This window comes from Geminicoccus roseus DSM 18922, from assembly GCF_000427665.1.
Taxonomy (GTDB): domain Bacteria; phylum Pseudomonadota; class Alphaproteobacteria; order Geminicoccales; family Geminicoccaceae; genus Geminicoccus; species Geminicoccus roseus.
Window position 1 is genome coordinate 1,829,909 of the sequence record NZ_KE386572.1, and the last position, 18,033, is coordinate 1,847,941.

An 18,033-nucleotide genomic window follows, 5' to 3' on the forward strand; every position below is an offset into this window, starting at 1 on the left:
GCTCAGGACTTGGCTTGGGCTTGGGTCGAAGCCGGGGTCGGCGTGACCTTCTGGCCTGGCCGGACCTTTTGGAGGCCGTCGACGATCACCCGGTCACCCTCATCCAGGCCGCTGGTGATCGATATCTGCGTGCCGGCCGCCTCGCCCAGGACCACGCGGCGGACCTCCACCGTGTCGTCCTGCTTCAATGCCAGCACGTAAGGGCCCTGCTGATCCACCAGCAAGGCGCTCTGCGACACCACGAGGGCCTCCTTCGGCGTGCCTGATTCGACCGTCACCTTGGCGATCTGGCCGTCCACCAGGAAGTGCTCCGGATTGGGAAACTCCGCCCGAACCGTGACGGTGTCCGTGCCCTGATCGGCGGTCACCCCGACGAAGTCGATCTTGCCCTGGTGTTGATACTTGGTGCCATCGGCAAGCGTGAGGTGGACGATCGCCTTCGAGGCATCGATGTCTTGTTGGGCCATCGCCTTGCGGATCTGCAGGAGCTGGCGCGTGGAGACCGGGAAGGTGGCGTACATGGGGTCGACCGAGACGATGCTGGCGAGAACCCCGCTCTGCGGCGTGATCAGAGCACCCGGATCAACCGCCGAACGGCTGATCCGCCCGGCGATCGGGGCGGTGATCGTCGTATACTGCAGGTTCAGGTTGGCTTGAGCGAGGGCCGCCTGGGCCTGAAGCACCGCACCTTCGGCATCGCCCTTCTTCGCCGTAGCCTCATCCAGACGTGCCTGGGCGGCGGATTGGCTCTTCACCAGGGTCGTCTGGCGGCTCACCTCGATATCGGCCAGCTTTGCTGCAGCCTGCGCACGCTGCAGGCTGCCCTTCGCGGATTCGACCTCGGCTTCGTAAGTGTCCTTCTCGATCTCGAAAAGGACGTCGCCGACCTTGACCTCGCTGCCTTCCTCAAAGGCTCGCTTCTCCAGGTACCCCTCGATCCGCGGGACAATTTCGACGCTGTCGGTCGTCTCGATCCGGCCGGTGAAGCTCTGGCTGCTGGTGATCGGTGCCTTGCTGACTGATGCCACCACCACACCCGGTGGCGGAGCGGGAGTCGACGCGGAACCGGAGGCTTTCTGCTCCTCCTCGCCACATGCGGCAAGAAGAAGGGCTCCGGCCAGAATGGCACCTCGCCAGTGCCGCCGCTGCGCTCGTTGCATGCTTATCCCCAATCACCGCACCGCCAACACGGAGGTAGCATGTGCAATAGAACAGTGTCGACCTGCTGGGATGTGTCGGCAGTACAGCCGTCGCCCGAGCCGCGGGCGCTCAGAACCGGATAATCGGAAGTTCCTAATAGTTTGAGTCACCCCCTCACGACTCCGTCACGGCGCTGTGAAGACGCTTGTCATGTCGTGGCAGCCGGAAGCTTCGTCGAACCCTACAAAAGACAAATTTGCACCTAGAGATCCCGTGGATATAAGACAATCATATGTTCCACTATTCCTTAGAAATCTAAAAATGATTCAAGGCAAGATCCTGCTTTACCGGAAGTAAAAACAAAATATTAAATGATTAATGATAGTTAATGTACTTTCCGTTTTGGTGAATCATCGATCTAGAACAATAATCTATTGCATTCATTGTCCATGAAGATTATATTTGGTGTGTAAGGGCAGTAATACCGAGCAATAATAACAGTTGCTGTCACCCAAAGAGGCAAGTGATCTTATATTTTAGTGTTCCGGGCGGGTGGTTCGCTGTATTGTTGCTTGAAAGAACTTTTTCCATGTATTCTTAATGAATTGCATGGAGTTCAGCTGAAAGAATGTGCCGGCATCACACGATGTCTATACATCAAGATGGTCGCGCGCAGATCGAGTTCGGCTTGGTCGGAACAAAAAGATCCAGACGTCTGCCCAACTCAATTAATCTGTACGTTCAGGGTAACCTGACGCAGATAGGATCAATATGGATCTTTTTGATGGCTGAATGTGGTGCTGGTTGTGATTGCTGGTAATGGAGCTAGGGAGAGAGAGATGTCGGGTAAGCTTTTGCTGGGCTTGGCAGTGTCCGCTGCCATTGGGTTGGGTGTCTCTGCCATGCCCGCTCAGGCGGACAATGGACCCAACTATCATCCGCCAAAGCATTATAAGCCCTATTACAAGGTGACCAAGGGCTGGCTGGACAAGCGGTACTGCCAGGCGGTTGTCGAGAATGCAGTAAAGCAGAAAGTTGTCGGCGCCGCACATCTCAAAGTCATCACCAAAGACTATTATGATAAGCACGACGAATCTGACAAAAATAAATATCACGATTACAAGCATAAATACCCAAAGAAGGAAAAGGTGACGATAATCTGCAGGTTCGCCCCGTATCGTCCGATCCTTGTTGGCTATGTCAAGGATAGCGTGGAATTCCCCTGCTACCAAAAAAACATCGTCAAGGGATATCCTAATTATACTGAAGATAGTTTTGCCGAGATCGATACCAAGAAGGTCAAATACAAGGGTCGGTATTACAACTTCATCAAGAAGGTTCTCCTGAAGTGCACCTTCGAAAAGCCGTACGAGCCGCGGCACAACTACCCGAGGAAGGATAAGGATTGATCCTCCAAACTTAGGTCCTTTGCCGAATTAACCATCATGCCTGCCGTGGCTGGCCGCCGCGGCAGGTATGTTCGTTTGTGGTGGCCGCTTCCAAGATCATAAAGGCTGAGGTGGTGGCCTTGCGGGCCTCGGTCCGAGAGAGGCTGGCGGCTCGAACTCTCCCTCGCTTGCCTTCCATCATTCGCTGCCGCTGGTATCCTCCCGCCTGGCGGGCTACGGTCTCGTTGCAACGGACCGGACCTGAGAGCAATGGAACCAACGATCTTCGGCTATATCCGGCGTCACAGCTGGAAAGAGCAGTTGATCGTCCTCGCCCTGACGCTGGCGTCGTTCCCTTTCCTGTACTGGTCGCTCGATCTTCCTAAAACAATCGTCAATGACGCCTTGGGGCGAGCCGACGAAGCTCATGACTTCTATGGCATTCACCTGGACAAGTTCGATTATCTTTTTGCGCTTTGCGGGCTCTTTCTTGTCCTTGTGCTGATCAACGGCATTTTTAAGTACATTATCAACGTCTATGCTGGCTTGGTTGCAGAGCGGATGCTGCGCCGGCTCCGTTACGACCTTTACTCGCAGATCCTGCGCTTTCCCCTTTCGCATATGAAGCGGGTCAGCACGGGCGAGATCGTGCAGATGATCAATGCCGAGACCGAGGCGCTCGGCGGCTATATCGGCACGGCCCTGCAGATCCCCGCCTACCAGGGCGGGACCCTGCTGGTGATCCTGACCTTCATCTTCATCCAGGATCCGGTGCTGGGCTTGGCAGCCGTCGCGCTCTACCCGATCCAGGCCTATTTCATCCCAAAACTGCAGCGCCGGGTGAATCTGCTCGGCAAGGAGCGGATCCGCCAGGTGCGGCGGCTGGCTGACCGGATCGCGGAGACGGTTGGCGGGGTGCGCGACCTGCGCGCCAATGATGCCACCCAATATGAGCGGGCGCGGATGAGCAAGGAGCTCAGCGTCGTCTACTACATCCGGTATCGGATATATATTCTCAAATTCATGATCAAGTTCATTAACAATTTCTTCGCGCAGATCGCGCCGTTCTTCTTCTTTTCCATAGGCGGCTACCTTGTCTTGACAGGGAACATCTCGCTTGGCGCAATCGTGGCTGTCCTTTCTGCCCATAAAGACCTCTCAAGTCCTTGGCGGGAACTCCTGGATTATTATCAGCTCATGCAGGATGTCCGGATCAAGTATGATCAGGTCGTTTCGCAGTTCCAGCCGCGTGGCCAGATCGACGAGCGCCGGCAACTCGACGAGCCTTCCGGTGACCTGAAGTTCGAGGGCGAGATCGAGGCGCGGGGACTGGTGGTGCGTGACGACGAGGGCGATGCTCTCCTGGACAACATCACCCTCCGGCTTCCGCTCCCTTCGACCGTGGCGGTCCTGGGGCCGGGTGGCGGCGGACGAGAAGAGCTGACCATGACGTTGGCCGGCCTGATCCCGCCCGACAGCGGCCGCGTGACGGTAGGCGGCCAGGATCTGGCGCCGTTGCCGGATTCGGTGATCGGCCGCAGGATCGCGTTCGTCGGCTTCCCACCCTTCATCGGGTCGGACACGATCGAGGACAACCTGCTGATGGGTCTGCGCCATCGGCCGGTCCGCCCGTACCAGCCGCCACCGGAAGAGGAAAAGCGTCACAAGCGCGAGCTGATGGACACCGCGCGTGCCGGCAACAGCCCCTTCGAGTTCCAGGCTGACTGGATCGACTGGGCCGCCGCGGGTGTCACCGAGGAGAAGGAGCAGCTTCCGGCCCTGGTACGCATCCTCAAGGTCGTGCAACTCGACGCCGACGTCTACGGCCTAGGCCTGCGGGGCACGATCCGCCACGATCGCTTCGGCGACCTGCGCGACAAGCTCCTGGACGTCCGCATGGAGATGCGCAAGCGGCTGGAGGGCGACGAGTCGCTGGATCGCCTGGTCGAGCGGTTCGATCCCGACCGCTATAACAGCAACGCGACGCTCGCCGAGAACCTGCTGTTCGGTGCACCGCGCGATGATCAGTTCCAGATCGACCGGCTGGCCGAGCACAGTTATGTCCGCAAGGTCCTCGATCAGGTCGGGATCGCCGAGGAGCTGCGGCGGGTCGGTCTGGCGCTCGCCCGCACCATGGTCGAACTGTTCGCCGACCTGCCGCCGGATCACGAGTTCTATCAGCAGTTCAGTTTCATCCGTGCTGACGACCTGCCGGACTACCAGACTCTGGTCGCCCGGGCGGACCCGAACGAGTTGGACCGGCTGGACGAGTCAGATCGCCAGCGCCTGCTGGCACTGCCATTCAAGCTGATCAACACCCGCCACCGGCTCGGCCTGATCACGAAGGAGCTGGAGGACAAGCTGGTGGAGGCCCGCAAGGTCTTCCGGCAGAACCTCCCCGCTGATCTTGCCGCAAGTGTCGCCTTCTTCGAGCCCGATGCCTACAACGACGCGGCCTCGGTCCAGGACAACGTGCTTTTCGGCAAGATCGCCTACGGCGCAGCCCAGGCACCGGTCCGGATCGCCGCCCTGATCCGCCAGCTGCTCGAGGAAGCCGGTCTGCGCGAGCGGATCATCGAGGTCGGCCTGTCCTTCCCGTGCGGACCTGGTGGGGGGCGCCTGAGCCTGGCGCAGCGCCAGAAGCTGGCGCTTGCCCGGGCGCTCCTGCGTCGCCCCGAGGTGCTGATTCTGCACGAGGCTGCGACCGCGATCGACGCCTCGGAGCAGAACGAGTTCGTCAGGGGCATCCTGGAAGCAATGTCCGGCCGGACCGTGATATGGTCGCTGGCGCGGGCGGATCTCGTCGGCCTGTTCGAGCAGACGATCATGCTGGACAAGGGCAAGGTGATCGACGCCGCCAAGCAGACGCAGGATGCCCAGCCGCAGGAGGCCGAGGCATGAGCATGGTTGCCGGCAAGAGGAGGATGCGTTGAGCCTGCAAGACGACGTGGACGTGCTGCGCGCGATTCCGCTGTTCGGCAAGATCGAGCCGGCAAAGCTCAAGCTCCTGGCCTTCACCAGCGAGCACCTGGAATTCGAGAAGGGCGAGACCCTTTTCAAGCAGGGGGATCCTGGGGACGCCGCGTACATCATCCTGGACGGCACCGCTGACATCCTGGTCGACACGCCGCGTGGGCCGGTCGCGGTGGCCCACCTGGTGCGCAATGACGTGGTCGGCGAGATCGCGATCCTCTGCGATGTGCCACGCACGGCGACCGTCGTCGCCGGCAGCAGGCTGGCCACCCTGCGGGTCGGCAAGGATGCGTTCTTCAACCTGGTCACCCAGTTCCCGCAGGTGGGAGTCGGGATCATGTCGGAACTGGCGCATCGCCTGCACCAGACCACGGTCAACCTGACCGAGGCGTCCACCAAGCTTCGCCAACTCGAACAGGAGGGGGGGCACGCTTGAGCGTTCCTTCCACCATGCTCTGGCCGCTGCGGCGCAGCGCTGCGCTGGACTGGTTCGTCCGCTTCAACCACGAGGAGCCTTTCCTCGACGATCTGTTTGCCCGGCTTTGCGAGAAGCTGGTCGACGATGGCCTGCCGGTGACACGGGCGACGCTGCATGCCCGGGGCCTGCACCCCCAGTTCATCGGAGCGGCGATGATCTGGCGCAATGACAGCCGGCCGGTCCAGATGCGGATGATCACAAGGGCCGACGTCGAGAGCGCCCAGTTCCAGAACAGCCCGATCAAGGCCCTATACGAGGGCGCCGACGGCGTGCGCCAGCGCCTCGACCTGCCGACGACCGGGCCGGAATACGGGATTTATGGGGATCTGCGCGCGGCCGGGTTCACCGACTATGTCGCTCGGCCCTTGGTCGCCAGCGATGCGCGGCGCCATACCGTGACCTTCGCGACCAACCGTGCCGGCGGATTTTCCACCGAGGACCTGTTCACCCTGGACGACCTGCTGCCGTTGCTGTCCATGGCGGCGGAAGCGCGCATCGGCCGGCGGATCACCAAGACCATTCTGGAAACCTATGTGGGCAAGGAGGCCGGGCTGCAGATCCTGGCCGGCAACATCCGCCGTGGCGCGCACGAGGTGATCGATGCCGCCGTCTGGATCGCGGATCTCGCCCATTTTTCCGAACTGGCCGATCATGCACCGAGGGACGAGGTGCTGGGAGTCCTCGACACCTTCTTCGATGCGATGGGCAAGCCGATCCAGAGCCATGGCGGCGAGATCCTGAAATTCATGGGTGACGCGGTGATGTGCGTCTTCCGGCTCGACCGGCCGGAGGCGGGCAAGCGGGCCTTGATGGCAGCCAGAGAGGCTTATCGCGCCATGGAAGCCATCAACCAGGAGCGACGCGCCAACGGCTCGGAACCGCTGGGCTATGGCCTGGGGCTGCATCTGGGCGAGGTCATTTTCGGCAATATCGGCACCGAGAGCCGTCTGGACTTCACCGTGATCGGGCCGGCCGTGAACGAGGCGGCGCGCCTGGAGCGGCTGTCGCGCACGCTCGGCCGCCATGTGGTGATCTCCGATGCGTTCGCCGCCCATGTCGGGCGCCAGGAACTGATCCCGCTCGGTCAGCACCAGCTGCGCGGCCGTGACATACCGATCGAACTTTTCGGGCTGCCCGAGGAAGAAGGGAATCCGTGGTCCTACGTCGTCTGATTCGCGGGCTGGGCTATGACCTGGTCAAGCGTGGCAAGACCCGCGATGTCCACGATCAACTGGTCGGCGCCATGCACATGAACGCGATCGATGCGGTCCTGGACGTGGGCGCCAACGAGGGGCAGTACGGCCGACGCCTGCGCCGGCATGGCTGGTACGGCCCGATCGTCAGCTTCGAGCCCCAGACGGACGTCCATGCCCGATTGATGGAGGTGGCGGGCCGCGACCGGGACTGGATCGTGGCGCCTCCCATGGCGCTGGGTGCCGAGGATGGGGTCGCGGTCCTGGAATGCTCCGCGGAAAGCGACATGAGCTCGCTCCTGCCGCAGAACCCGACGCTGCAGAAGATCTCCCCCAGTTCGGCGGTGACCGCCAGCGTCGAGGTGCCCCTGCACAGGCTGGACGGGCTGCCGCAGCTCTGCAGCGAGCGATTTTCCAGGATGCTGCTCAAGGTCGACGTTCAGGGCAGCGAGATGGATGTCCTGGAAGGTGCCGCCGGAATTCTTGACCGGATCGTCGGGATCCAACTGGAGACTGCGCTCGTACCGCTCTATGTGGGAGAGCAAGGCTTCCGCACCGTCCTGGATCGTCTTGACGATCTGGGCTTTGACTTGCACCTGCTGATCCCGGGCTATTACGAGCGCAAGCTTGGCCGTCAACTTCAGGTCGACGTGGTGGCGTTCCGGGATGGCAGGGCGACCTGATCTCTGGCCAGCAAGATAGGGATCATTTCGCCCCGTTGCAGTAGGATCGGCCACGGGCCCACCAGGCGCAAGCCGACCAACCGGATGAGTAGCATTGTCGACATTCAGCGTTCCGCCGATCCATCCCAAGGGTTGGCCCTTCGTAGCCGGCTTCTTCGTCATTGCGGTGATGCTCGGCTTTGTCTGGGGACCCCTGTTCTGGATCGGCCTGATCCTGACCCTGTGGTGCGCCTATTTCTTCCGTGATCCGGCACGGACGACGCCCGTCGATCCATGGCTGGTTACCAGCCCGGCGGACGGGCTGGTTGTCCAGGTCGGCATGCGCAAGCCGCCGCCGGAACTGGGCGTGGACCTGGAGCCACGCTGCTGCATCGGCATCTTCATGAATGTGTTCGACGTCCATGTGAACCGCACGCCGGTGGCCGGCACGATCACCCGACGTCTCTATCATGCAGGCAAATTCCTCAACGCCAGCCTCGACAAGGCGTCGGACGAGAACGAACGGATGTCCTGGGCGGTGCGTCCGCACGGCTATGCCGAGGAAGTCTTCCTGGTGCAGATCGCCGGGCTGGTGGCGCGGCGCATCGTGCCGTTCGTGGGAGTGGGCTCCAGCGTCGAGGCCGGCGAACGGGTCGGCCTGATCCGATTCGGTAGCCGCTGCGACATCTACCTGCCGCCCGGCCTGATCCCCAGGGTGCTGGTCGGGCAGCGCTGCATCGCCGGTGAGACGGTCCTGGCCGATGGCGCCGCGACGTACCCAGCCCGGAGCGGAAGGGTCAGCTGATGTTCAAGAGTCGCCGGATCCGCCGGGTCCGTAAGCCCCTGGGTGCGCGGCCGTTCTACGTCTTCGTGCCGAACCTGATCACGATCCTGTCCTTGTGCGCGGGTTTCACTGCCATCCGGTACGCGGCCGACCAGCGCTGGGAGTTGGCGGTCACGCTGATCGCGGCGGCGGTGGTGCTGGATGGACTGGACGGCCGCGCCGCACGGATGCTGAACGTGACGTCCAAGCTTGGCGCGGAGCTGGATAGCCTGGCCGACTCGCTGAGCTTCGGCATCGCTCCGGCGATGATCCTCTACTGGTGGTCCCTCCATGCCGTGCAGGGCCTCGGCCTGGCCATCGCGCTGTTGCTGGCGGTGTGCTGCGCATTGCGGCTGGCCCGTTTCAACACCCAGCTCGACGAACCGGAGCGCCCCCGCTGGACGATGTTCTTCTTCCAGGGCATCCCGGCTCCGGGCGGGGCGGTGATCGCGCTGACCCCGATCATGGTGAGCTTCGTGGTGGACAGCACCGTCTTCCGCCACTGGTCGGTGGTGGCCGTGGTTACCGTGTTCACTGCGCTGATGATGGTCAGCCGGGTGCCGACCTTCTCCATCAAGAAGTTCCGGATCGAGCCCGGCTGGCAGTTGCCTGCCCTGGTGGCCGGTGCCTTCGTAGCGGCCCTGTTCTTCGCGATGCCCTGGGCAACGATTGCGGGAGCCTGCGCCATCTATGTGCTCACGATCCCGTTCAGTATCGCCGCCGCGCGCAGGTTCCAGCGGCGTGATGGGCACGCAGTGCCGGCCCCTGAGGCGGCTGCGACCGATCAGGACGGCCAGATCGTGGACATGCCGCGGCGCAACCCGCACCCCTAGGTGTTTTGCGGACGGAGCGTTCGGGGACGCGACGCAGGCTTGCGCGTCGTGTGCTTCATAGTCACCTTCCAGGGCCAAGAGGGCGTATTCCTCAGGCGGGAGAAGGTGTCATGGCGTATCGCACGATCCTGGTCGGTCTGGACGAGTCGGACGGGATGAGCAGCCGTGCTGCCTTCGCATTGGCGCTGGCCGAGCGGCTGGATGCGAAGCTCGTCGGCATCCTGGTCAATCCGGTGCCCTTCCTGCCGACCGCCATGGGCGAGGGCGCTGCCTATGCAGGGCCGGAGATCATGCAGGCCCAGGAGGAGGCCAACGCCGCACGCAGCAAGCGCCTGGAAGCAACGTTCCGGCAGGTGACCGCTTCGGCACAGGTCGACTGCCAGTTCGTGACCGACGAGGGCGCGCCGGGTGAAGTGGTCGCTCGCTATGCGCGGGTCGCCGACCTGACGATCGTCGGCCAGAGCCACGGGCAGGGGCTGGGGGCGATCACCATGGAGCATGCCGAGGAGATCGTGGTCGGCGCCGGCGGGCCGGTCCTGGTGCTGCCCCACGCGCGTCCGGTGAGCCAGGACTTCGGCCGGAACTGGCTGGTCGCCTGGGATGGCGGCAAGGAAGCGGCACGGGCGCTGGCCTTTGCGCTGCCGTTCCTGCGGGCTGCGGAGCGGGTCGTGGTGGTGGCCGCCGGCGAGGAATACCACGCCTCGGCCGAGGCCGCTGTCGCGCGCCTGGCGGCGCATGGGGTGAAGGCCGAGCTGGAAAATCTCAGCGAGCCCGAGGGCTTGATCGGCGAGCTCTTGCTGACGATCGCGAGCACCAAGCAGGCCACCGCCATGGTGATGGGGGCTTACGGGCACTCCCGCTTCCGCGAGCTTGTGATGGGCGGCGCCACCATCACGATCGTCCGGGATGCACCTATCCCGGTTCTGTTCAGCGCCTGAATGCCGGGCCGGTGACGAAGCCAAGGGCGAGCAGGGTCAGCAGGATCGACCAGACAGCGGTAGCTTGAGCCAGCGATATCGCGCCGGGGATCAGCCAAGCCGGTCGGTCGCAGGACGGTCCGGCTGTCTGAAGCATGGCGCGGAGCTGGTCGACGTCGCCGGCAGTGCCCGCGCCGGAGCAGGCCGCCGAAAGCTGGAACCAGCCGAACTCGACCCCGACATGATAAAGGGTCAGCCCCGTCAGCCCCACCAGGATCCCCAGGCAGACGATCAGCCCGATCCGGCCATAGTCGAACAGGAAGCCCGCAAGGCCGCACAGGAACAGGGCCATGAAGGCATAGCGCTCCTGCAGGCACAGCGCACACGGATGCATGCCCAGCCCGAACTGCAGAGCGTAGGCAAATCCCAGACTCCACGCCGCCAGCAGCGCCAGCCATAGGCAGGCAGTGCGGGCGCGGTGCAGGCGCGGCTTGGTGGCGGGGCTGCCCTGACGTTCCATGGTGCCGAACATCCGTCCTTCCAGCAAAATCGAGGCACACATAGGTGGCTGCGCCTGTCGGGACCACCCACGAAGACGTGTACGGGACCAGCAGCGTGCATGGCAGCCTGTGTAGTACCTAGATCCAGCGCAGCGCCAGGAAGCCCAGCACGATCATGGCCGCAAAGGCTGACGTCACGAGCGTCAGCCGGCGCTCGATGAACTCGCGAATGGGCGAGCCGAAGCGGCGCAGCAGCGCCGCCAGCAGGAAGAATCGGGCTCCGCGGGTCACCACAGACGCGGCCAGGAACACGATCAGGGAGAAATGCGCGGCGCCCGACGCGATGGTCACCAGCTTGTAGGGGATAGGGGTCAGGCCCTTGATCAGAATGATCCACAAGCCCCATTCCTGATAGGAGGCCTGGAAGGCCTGGGCCTTGTCCTGCAGCCCGTAGAAGTCGAAGACGAGATTACCCAGGGTCTCGTACAGGAAGTAGCCGATCGCATAGCCGAACAGGCCACCAACTACGCTGGCGATCGTGGCGATCGTAGCGATGCGCCAGGCACGGTCCGGATTCGCCAGGACCATCGGTACGATCATCACATCCGGTGGGATCGGGAAGAACGAACTTTCCGCGAAGCTCACCGCTGCCAGCGCCCGCTCGGCCCCCGGCTTGGTGGCTTCGCGCATCAGTCGATCATACGTCCGCCGCAGCAAGGCGTCCTCCACGCAAGGTCCTGCGGACAGGCTCTACAGGCAAGAAGCGACGCCGGCTATGCGGCCGGCTGATCCGCCGGCAGGTGTGGATCCTTTTGATCGGGTTCGTCCGGGTCGTTGAGTACGAGCACGCGGTGGAACAGCTGCCCGATGAACGCCTCCAGCGTTCCCACCACCGAGTAGAAGCTCGGCACGAACACCAGCGAGAGCAGGGTGGACACGATCAGGCCGCCGATCACGCCGATCGCCATGGGCGCGCGGAACTCGCCGCCGTCGCCGACGCCATAGGCGCTGGGCAGCATGCCGGCGACCATGGCGATCGTGGTCATCACGATCGGCCGGGCGCGCTTTCGGCCAGCCTCGATGATCGCCTGGTTCTTGGGCGTGCCACGCGCCTGCTCCTCGACCGCGAAATCGACCAGCATGATCGCGTTCTTGGTCACGATGCCCATCAGCATCAGGATGCCGATCACCACCGGCATGCTGATCGCATTCCCGGTGACAACGAGGGCAAAGATCACGCCGCCGATTGAGAGCGGCAGCGAGAGCAGGATGGTGATCGGGTGGAAGATGCTGCCGAACAGCAGGATCAGCACGCCCAGCATCATCAGCAGGCCCGCTCCCATTGCCGCAGCGAAGCCGCCGAACACCTCGCCCATGATCTCGGCATCGCCGGTCGCCTGCTGGCGGACGCCCGGCGGCAGGTCCTTGAGGTAGGGCAGGGAGGCGACCAGTTCGGTTGCCTCGCCCAAAGGCATGCCGCGCGCCAGATCGGCCCCGACCACGACCCGCCGCTCCCGGTCGTAGCGGTCGATGGAGGAGGGACCCTGCCCAGGCAGCACGTCGGCCACGGCAAGCAGCGGCACCGGCACGCCGGCGCTGCCGGTGACCGTGGTGATCTGCAGGAGTTCCAGGTCGGTTCGCGCGGCCGTCTCCAGCTGGACGCGGATCGGGACCTGCCGGTCGCCGGCGTCCAGCTTGGCCATGTTCGCCTCGGTGTCACCGATCGTGGCGACGCGGACCGCTTCGGCGATCGCATCGGTGGAGACGCCGAAGCGGGCGGCCTCGTCCAGGCGCGGCACCACCCTGATTTCCGGACGCTCCACGCCGGCATTCGCAGCCACGTTGGTGAAGCCCGGCACCCGGCGCATCGCGGCTTCGAGACCCCCCACGCCCTGGCGCAGGGCCGCCGGGTCGTCGCTCAGCACGCTGATCGACAGCTGCCGGTCGCCGCGCTCGTTGACGTACCAAGCGCGCAAATCCGGCAGGTCGGCCAGACGCCGGCCAATCTCCAGTTCGATGTCTTTCTGGCTGCGCTCGCGCTCCCCCTTCGGGGTCAGCTGCACGAACATTGCTGCCTTGCGGATCTCCAGCGTGCCGGTTGGCGAGGAGCCGCCGATGACCAGGACCTGGCGCACCTCGGGGATCTGCTGGACGGTCTGGACCGCCAAGTCGGTGGCCGCGCGGGTCCGCTCCAGGGTCGAGCCGGGAGGAAGCTCCAGGGCGACCACGGTGCGGCCGCTGTCTTCATCCGGGATGAAGCCGGTCGGAAGGAGGCCGGTGCTCCAGATCGACAAGGCAAACAGGCCGATCCCCGCCAGCATCGTCAGCCAGCGGTGCCGCACGGTTGCGCCGAGCAGGGCGGTGTAGGCACGCATGACCCGCCCGTCCTTCGGCTCGGCATGGCCGTGGCCCTTCATGAAGTAGGCCGCCAGCATCGGCGTGATCAGGCGGGCGACCAGCAGCGAGAACAACACCGCGACGGCGACGGTCAGGCCGAACTGCTTGAAGTACTGCCCGGCAATGCCGCCCATGAAGCTCACCGGCGCAAAGACGGCGACGATGGTAAAGGTGATCGCGATCACCGCCAGGCCGATCTCGTCGGCGGCCTCCATGGCAGCGCGATAGGGCGCCTTGCCCATCTTGATGTGGCGGACGATGTTCTCGATCTCGACGATCGCATCATCGACCAGGATGCCCGTGACCAGGGTGATCGCCAGCAGCGACACCAGGTTGAGCGAGAACCCCATGAGCTCCATGGCGAAGAAGGTCGGGATCACCGACAGCGGCAGGGTGATCGCCGCGATCAAGGTGGCCCGCCAGTCGCGCAGGAACACGAACACCACGATTACAGCCAGGATCGCGCCCTCGATGAGGGTGGACATGGCGCTCTCGTAGTTGCCGATCGTGTAGCGGACCGAATCGTCGATCAGTTCGTAGCTGACCCGCGGATCCTGGGCCTCCAGTTCCACCAGCGCCGCCTGCACCCGGTTGCGCACGTCCAGTTCCGAGGCGCCCTTGGCGCGATACACCGAAAGCGCGACCACCGGCGTGTCCCCGTTGAGCCGGGCGAAGCTGCGGGGTTCCTCATAACTGTCCGTGATGGTGCCGAGTTCGTCGAGACGTGCGGTCCGATCGCCCGGCAGGGCGATGCTGCTGGCGGCGAGTTCGGCAATCGAGCGGGCCTGGGCGAGGGTCCGGATCGACTGCTCCTGTCCCGCCACCTCAGCCCGGCCGCCGCCCATGTCGACCGCAGTAGCCTTCAGCTGCCGGTTCACGTCGGCCGGGGTGATCCCCAGCGCATTCAAGCGGTCCGGGTCCAGCGCCACCACGAACTGCCGCTCGACACCACCCAGCCGCTCGATCTTGCCGACACCGGGCAGGCCCTGGAGCACCTTGCGGGTCGTATCGTCCGCGTACCAGGAAAGCTGCTCCAGCGTCATCGTCGGTGCCGACGCGGCATAGGTCAGGATCGACTGGCCCTCGACGTCGATCCGCTGGGTGATCGGTTCGTCGATGCCACGCGGCAGGTCCTGGCGGATCTTGGCGACGGCGTCCTTGGTGTCGTTCAGTGCCCGGTCGGTGTCGACCTCCAGCCGGAACTCGATCGCCGTGACCGAGCTGCCGTCGGTGATGGTCGAGACGACATGCTTGACCCCGGTCAGATTGGCGACGGCGTCCTCGACGCGCTTGGTGACCTGCGATTCCAGCTCGGATGGAGAGGCACCCGACTGGGTGACGGTCACGGCGATCACCGGCACGTCGATGTTGGGAAAGCGGGTGATCGACAGGTTCTGGAACGTGTAGATGCCCAGCAGGGTCAGGACCGTGAACAGCACCAGGGCCGGCATCGGCTTGCGGATCGACCAGGCGGAGACGTTCAGGCGCATAGGGGAAAGGCTTTCGCTCAGCTCTTGACGCTGACTTCAGTGCCACCGGCCAGCGGCACCGTCGGATCCTCGACTTCGACTGGCCGCACCTTGTCGCCATCGCGCAGGAACGTACCGGAGACCGCCACAATCTTCTCTCCAGCCTCCAGGCCGCTCTCGATCAGGGCTGCCTCGTTGGTGCGCAGTCCCAGCGTGACGATCCGGGTCTCGACCTGACCGTCCTGCACGACCTGCACCTCCTGATGGCGGGGAGCGAACTGAACCGCGCTGATGGGCACCACCACACCCTCTTCACGCGCGATCTCGATGCGGCCTCGGGCAAACGTGCCGAGGGTCAGGCCCTCGGAGCTTTCCAGGCTGATCTTGACCTTGCCGAGCCGGGTCTGGGGGTCGATCTGCGGGGTGATCAGCCGGATCTCGCCCGGGATCGCATGGTCGCGTCCGGTGGGGGTGATGTTGACGGGCTGGCCCGGCTCCAGCGTCGCCAGCATCGTCTCGGCCACCTGGGCCTGCAGTTCGATCTCGTTGTCCTTGATGATCCGGAACAAGGGCTCGCCGTTCATCGCTGCCAGCGCGCCAAGGCGGGCCCGCCGTTCGCTGATGCGTCCGGCCGCCGGCGCCCTGATCTCGGTCATCCCGATCTGGACCATGATCTCGGTGCGCTTGGCCCGCGCCTCCGCCACCTGAGCCTCCGCCAGCCGGACGCTCTGCTGGGCTGTGGCGACCCGTGCCCGCGCCGAGCTTGCTGCGGCCTCGCGTTCATCCAGGATCGCCTCGGAAGTATTGCCCCTCCGGGCGAGCGCCTGAGCCCGCTCGAAATCCGCTTGAGCCTGGGCCGCCGCCGCAGCAGCCTCGTCGACCTGACTCTGCGCCACTGCAACGCTTACCTCGGCACGGGCCAGCATGGCGTCGATGGATGCGAGCTGGGCATCCCAGAGGTCACGCGACAGGCGGACCAGGACCTGGCCCTTCGCCACGCGATCGCCTTCCTCCACGAGGAGTTCGACGATGCGTGAGCCGTCGATCTCCGGGCCTACCAGCACCTCGTCACGTGCGGCCAGAGTCCCAGTCACCACGATCTGCGCCACCAGCTCGCGCTCGGCTGCCGTCACGACCGTCACCGTGGGCGCCACAACCCCAGCTGCAGGCTCGGGCGCTTCCGCGGCGGCGGCGCTGCCCCAGGCAACGAGCACCGCTGTCAGGACAGTTCGAGCGAGAGTGGCTGGTGAGCGTGTCACGCGATCTGCTCCACTTCGGTGATGGTCCTGCCCGGGTTCAGGTGACCGGCCAAGCCGGAAGCGAGGACGCCCAGAAGGCTGGCCATGGCGCGTTCGCAGTCGAAGGTCGGGTCGAGCGCCCGACTCTTGAAGATCCCGTCGCTCATCAGCATCAGGACGTCGACCACCGCATCGATGTCGACGTCGGGGGCGACCCTGCCCTGGTCCCGCAGGGTCTCGCACAGGAACATGAGGTTCTGGCGCACCTCGCGCTCGATGCCGATGCACAGCGCCCGGATTACCGGGTCGCGAGCGCTTTCCGCCCAGATCTGCAGCGTCAGCATCGACTTGGTGCGCGGCTCGTCAACGAAGTAGCGACGGCCCACCGCCGTCATGGCCGTCAGCACGTCGCTCGACCGAGCGGCCATGGAGAACGCCGCGGCGAGCTCGGTCCGGTCCGCCTCGATCATCCCTGCGATCAGGGCTTCCTTGCTGGGAAAGTACAGATAGAGCTTGCCGGGACTCACCCCCGCCTCCTTGCAGATGGCTTGCATGGAGGTGCGGTGGAACCCGTCACGTGTGAAGCAGCGGCAGGCGGCGCTGAGGATATGGGCGCGCCGCTCGCCCTGCTGGTCGTCAGTCAGGCGAGGCATGCGACAGGTTATATCGAACGAACGTTCGTTTTTCAAGCCGTGGCGGGATTGACCAGTCGATCGCTTCCTGCCGGTCCGCCGGCTGCGGCGCGCCCGAGGCGCTGGAAGCTGTGGAAGGAACGGCGGATCAGCACCGGGTCCAGGTCCTGGCCGATGAACACCAGCCGTGTCCCCACCTGCCCGTCCGGCCATGCCGGAAGATGGCTTGGCGGATAGACGACGTGCTGGACGCCCTGAAGGACCACCGGAGAGGGGTGGTCCGTGGTGTGGACGAGGCCTTTCACGCGCAGGATGCGGTCGCCGTGACGATGCAGCAGGAGGCTCAGCCACACGCCGAAGGCAGCCCACTCGATCGGCTCGTCCTGGGCCAGGACAAAGCTGCCGATCTGGCCGTGGCGAGGCCCGGCAGGGACATGGGCAAGCCACCGCCGAACTTCGCGTTCATCGGCCGGCGCGTCCAGGAAGGCTGCGGCATCGGGTAGTTCGCCGGCCACGGCCCGGGCGATCGGAGCCGCAGGATTGATCTCGCGAAGCACGCCCTCAAGCGCTGACAGTTCCGTCGCCTCGGCAAGATCCGCCTTGGTCACGACCAGCCGGTCTGCGATCGCCGCCTGCCGCCGGCTCTCATCGTGGCGCGCCAGGGTCGCCCGTCCGGCGACAGCGTCGACCGTGGCGATCACGCGGCCGATCCGGAAATGCCAGCGCAGCATCGGATCGACCCCCACGATCGCGACGATCGGCGTCGGGTCGGCAAGGCCGGTTGTCTCGATCACCACCCGGCGGAAAGGTGGAACCTGCCCCCGCTCGCGTTTGGCCCAGAGTTCCCGCAGCGCGGTCGCCAAGTCATCCCGGATCGTGCAGCAGATGCAGCCGGATGAGAGCAGCAGCGTGTCCGGATCGACCGCTTCCACCAGAAGGTGATCGAGCCCGACCATGCCGAACTCGTTGATGAGAACGGCGGCGTCGGCAAAGGCCGGGCTGGCCAGCAGGCGTGCGAGCAGGGTGGTCTTGCCGCTGCCGAGAAACCCGGTCAGCAGGTCGACCGGGATCTTGTCGCCCCTGCCGCTCAAGCGATGCCGTCCAGGCGGTCGAGGAAAGCCGGGTCGAGCGGGTCGACCGGCCCCATCACCCGATCGACCCGGTGCCAGAGATCGGCCAGGGTATCGGCAAGCTCGACCCGGCCGGTGGCGGTTGTCAGTTGCATCTTGGCGCCCTGCCAGTCGGCAACCCGTGCGCGCCGGGGCGAAAGGACGGCCGAGGCCAGGGCGGCGCGCCGCTCCCGCGCCTGGCGGAAGGTGGCACCGCCCCCGACCGCCCGGTGATCGCTCCAGTGCTCGACGGCGAGCACCCCGCACAGGCCGCACATGGT

General features: G+C 64.6%; 16 protein-coding genes. 8 read left to right on the plus strand and 8 right to left on the minus strand.

Going from position 1 to position 18,033, the window contains the following annotated elements:
- Nucleotides 1-2: 2 nt before the first annotated feature.
- Nucleotides 3-1,160: an efflux RND transporter periplasmic adaptor subunit gene (locus GEMRO_RS28775; protein WP_035485056.1), complete on the minus strand. Its 1,158-nt coding sequence runs from the start codon at nt 1,158-1,160 to the stop codon at nt 3-5.
- An 819-nt stretch (nt 1,161-1,979) separates the two neighbouring features.
- Between GEMRO_RS28775 and GEMRO_RS34185 the strand changes: the two genes are divergently transcribed.
- The 8 genes from GEMRO_RS34185 (at nt 1,980) to GEMRO_RS0109785 (ending at nt 10,428) form a co-directional block, all read left to right on the plus strand.
- Nucleotides 1,980-2,549 carry a hypothetical protein gene (locus tag GEMRO_RS34185; RefSeq protein WP_157505530.1) on the plus strand — a complete coding sequence of 190 codons (570 nt, stop codon included), beginning with the start codon at nt 1,980-1,982 and terminating at the stop codon, nt 2,547-2,549.
- 300 nt (nt 2,550-2,849) lie between these two features.
- Entirely contained in the window at nt 2,850-5,429 is a 2,580-nt protein-coding gene (locus GEMRO_RS28780) for an ABC transporter ATP-binding protein (RefSeq protein WP_169728352.1), read from the plus strand.
- Between the two features lie 28 nt (nt 5,430-5,457).
- The gene (locus GEMRO_RS0109760) at nt 5,458-5,937 is read left to right on the plus strand and encodes a cyclic nucleotide-binding domain-containing protein (protein ID WP_027133832.1); all 480 of its coding nucleotides are present in this window, start codon (nt 5,458-5,460) and stop codon (nt 5,935-5,937) included.
- Nucleotides 5,934-7,151, plus strand: coding sequence for an adenylate/guanylate cyclase domain-containing protein (locus GEMRO_RS28785; RefSeq protein WP_157505531.1), 1,218 nt, complete (start codon nt 5,934-5,936; stop codon nt 7,149-7,151). The genes GEMRO_RS0109760 and GEMRO_RS28785 overlap by 4 nt, the downstream gene beginning before the upstream one ends.
- Entirely contained in the window at nt 7,133-7,855 is a 723-nt protein-coding gene (locus tag GEMRO_RS0109770) for an FkbM family methyltransferase (protein ID WP_027133833.1), read from the plus strand. Before GEMRO_RS28785 ends, GEMRO_RS0109770 begins: the two co-directional genes overlap by 19 nt.
- 94 nt (nt 7,856-7,949) lie before the next feature.
- A complete protein-coding gene (locus GEMRO_RS28790; protein ID WP_035485060.1) occupies nt 7,950-8,639 on the plus strand; it encodes a phosphatidylserine decarboxylase in 690 nt (229 codons plus the stop codon).
- On the plus strand, nt 8,639-9,490 hold the full coding sequence (gene pssA, locus GEMRO_RS28795) for a CDP-diacylglycerol--serine O-phosphatidyltransferase (RefSeq protein WP_051328900.1): 852 nt from the start codon (nt 8,639-8,641) through the stop codon (nt 9,488-9,490). Before GEMRO_RS28790 ends, pssA begins: the two co-directional genes overlap by 1 nt.
- 110 nt (nt 9,491-9,600) lie before the next feature.
- Nucleotides 9,601-10,428, plus strand: coding sequence for a universal stress protein (locus GEMRO_RS0109785; protein WP_027133834.1), 828 nt, complete (start codon nt 9,601-9,603; stop codon nt 10,426-10,428).
- On the opposite strand, the gene GEMRO_RS32565 is transcribed toward GEMRO_RS0109785, so the two are convergent.
- From GEMRO_RS32565 to GEMRO_RS0109820, 7 genes are all read right to left on the minus strand, one after another.
- Entirely contained in the window at nt 10,418-10,939 is a 522-nt protein-coding gene (locus tag GEMRO_RS32565) for a disulfide bond formation protein B (protein WP_051328901.1), read from the minus strand. The two genes, GEMRO_RS0109785 and GEMRO_RS32565, sit on opposite strands and share 11 nt — an antisense overlap.
- A gap of 106 nt (nt 10,940-11,045) precedes the next feature.
- A complete protein-coding gene (locus GEMRO_RS0109795) occupies nt 11,046-11,624 on the minus strand; it encodes a YqaA family protein (protein WP_027133835.1) in 579 nt (192 codons plus the stop codon).
- A 56-nt stretch (nt 11,625-11,680) separates the two neighbouring features.
- The gene (locus GEMRO_RS0109800; protein ID WP_035485063.1) at nt 11,681-14,794 is read right to left on the minus strand and encodes an efflux RND transporter permease subunit; all 3,114 of its coding nucleotides are present in this window, start codon (nt 14,792-14,794) and stop codon (nt 11,681-11,683) included.
- Nucleotides 14,795-14,811: 17 nt separating this feature from the next.
- A complete protein-coding gene (locus GEMRO_RS28805) occupies nt 14,812-16,032 on the minus strand; it encodes an efflux RND transporter periplasmic adaptor subunit (RefSeq protein WP_322100039.1) in 1,221 nt (406 codons plus the stop codon).
- A complete protein-coding gene (locus GEMRO_RS0109810; protein ID WP_027133837.1) occupies nt 16,029-16,664 on the minus strand; it encodes a TetR/AcrR family transcriptional regulator in 636 nt (211 codons plus the stop codon). The genes GEMRO_RS28805 and GEMRO_RS0109810 overlap by 4 nt, the downstream gene beginning before the upstream one ends.
- Before the next feature lie 32 nt (nt 16,665-16,696).
- Entirely contained in the window at nt 16,697-17,734 is a 1,038-nt protein-coding gene (locus tag GEMRO_RS28810; protein WP_051328903.1) for a CobW family GTP-binding protein, read from the minus strand.
- A complete protein-coding gene (locus GEMRO_RS0109820; RefSeq protein WP_027133838.1) occupies nt 17,731-18,030 on the minus strand; it encodes a hypothetical protein in 300 nt (99 codons plus the stop codon). The genes GEMRO_RS28810 and GEMRO_RS0109820 overlap by 4 nt, the downstream gene beginning before the upstream one ends.
- Nucleotides 18,031-18,033 lie beyond the last annotated feature (3 nt).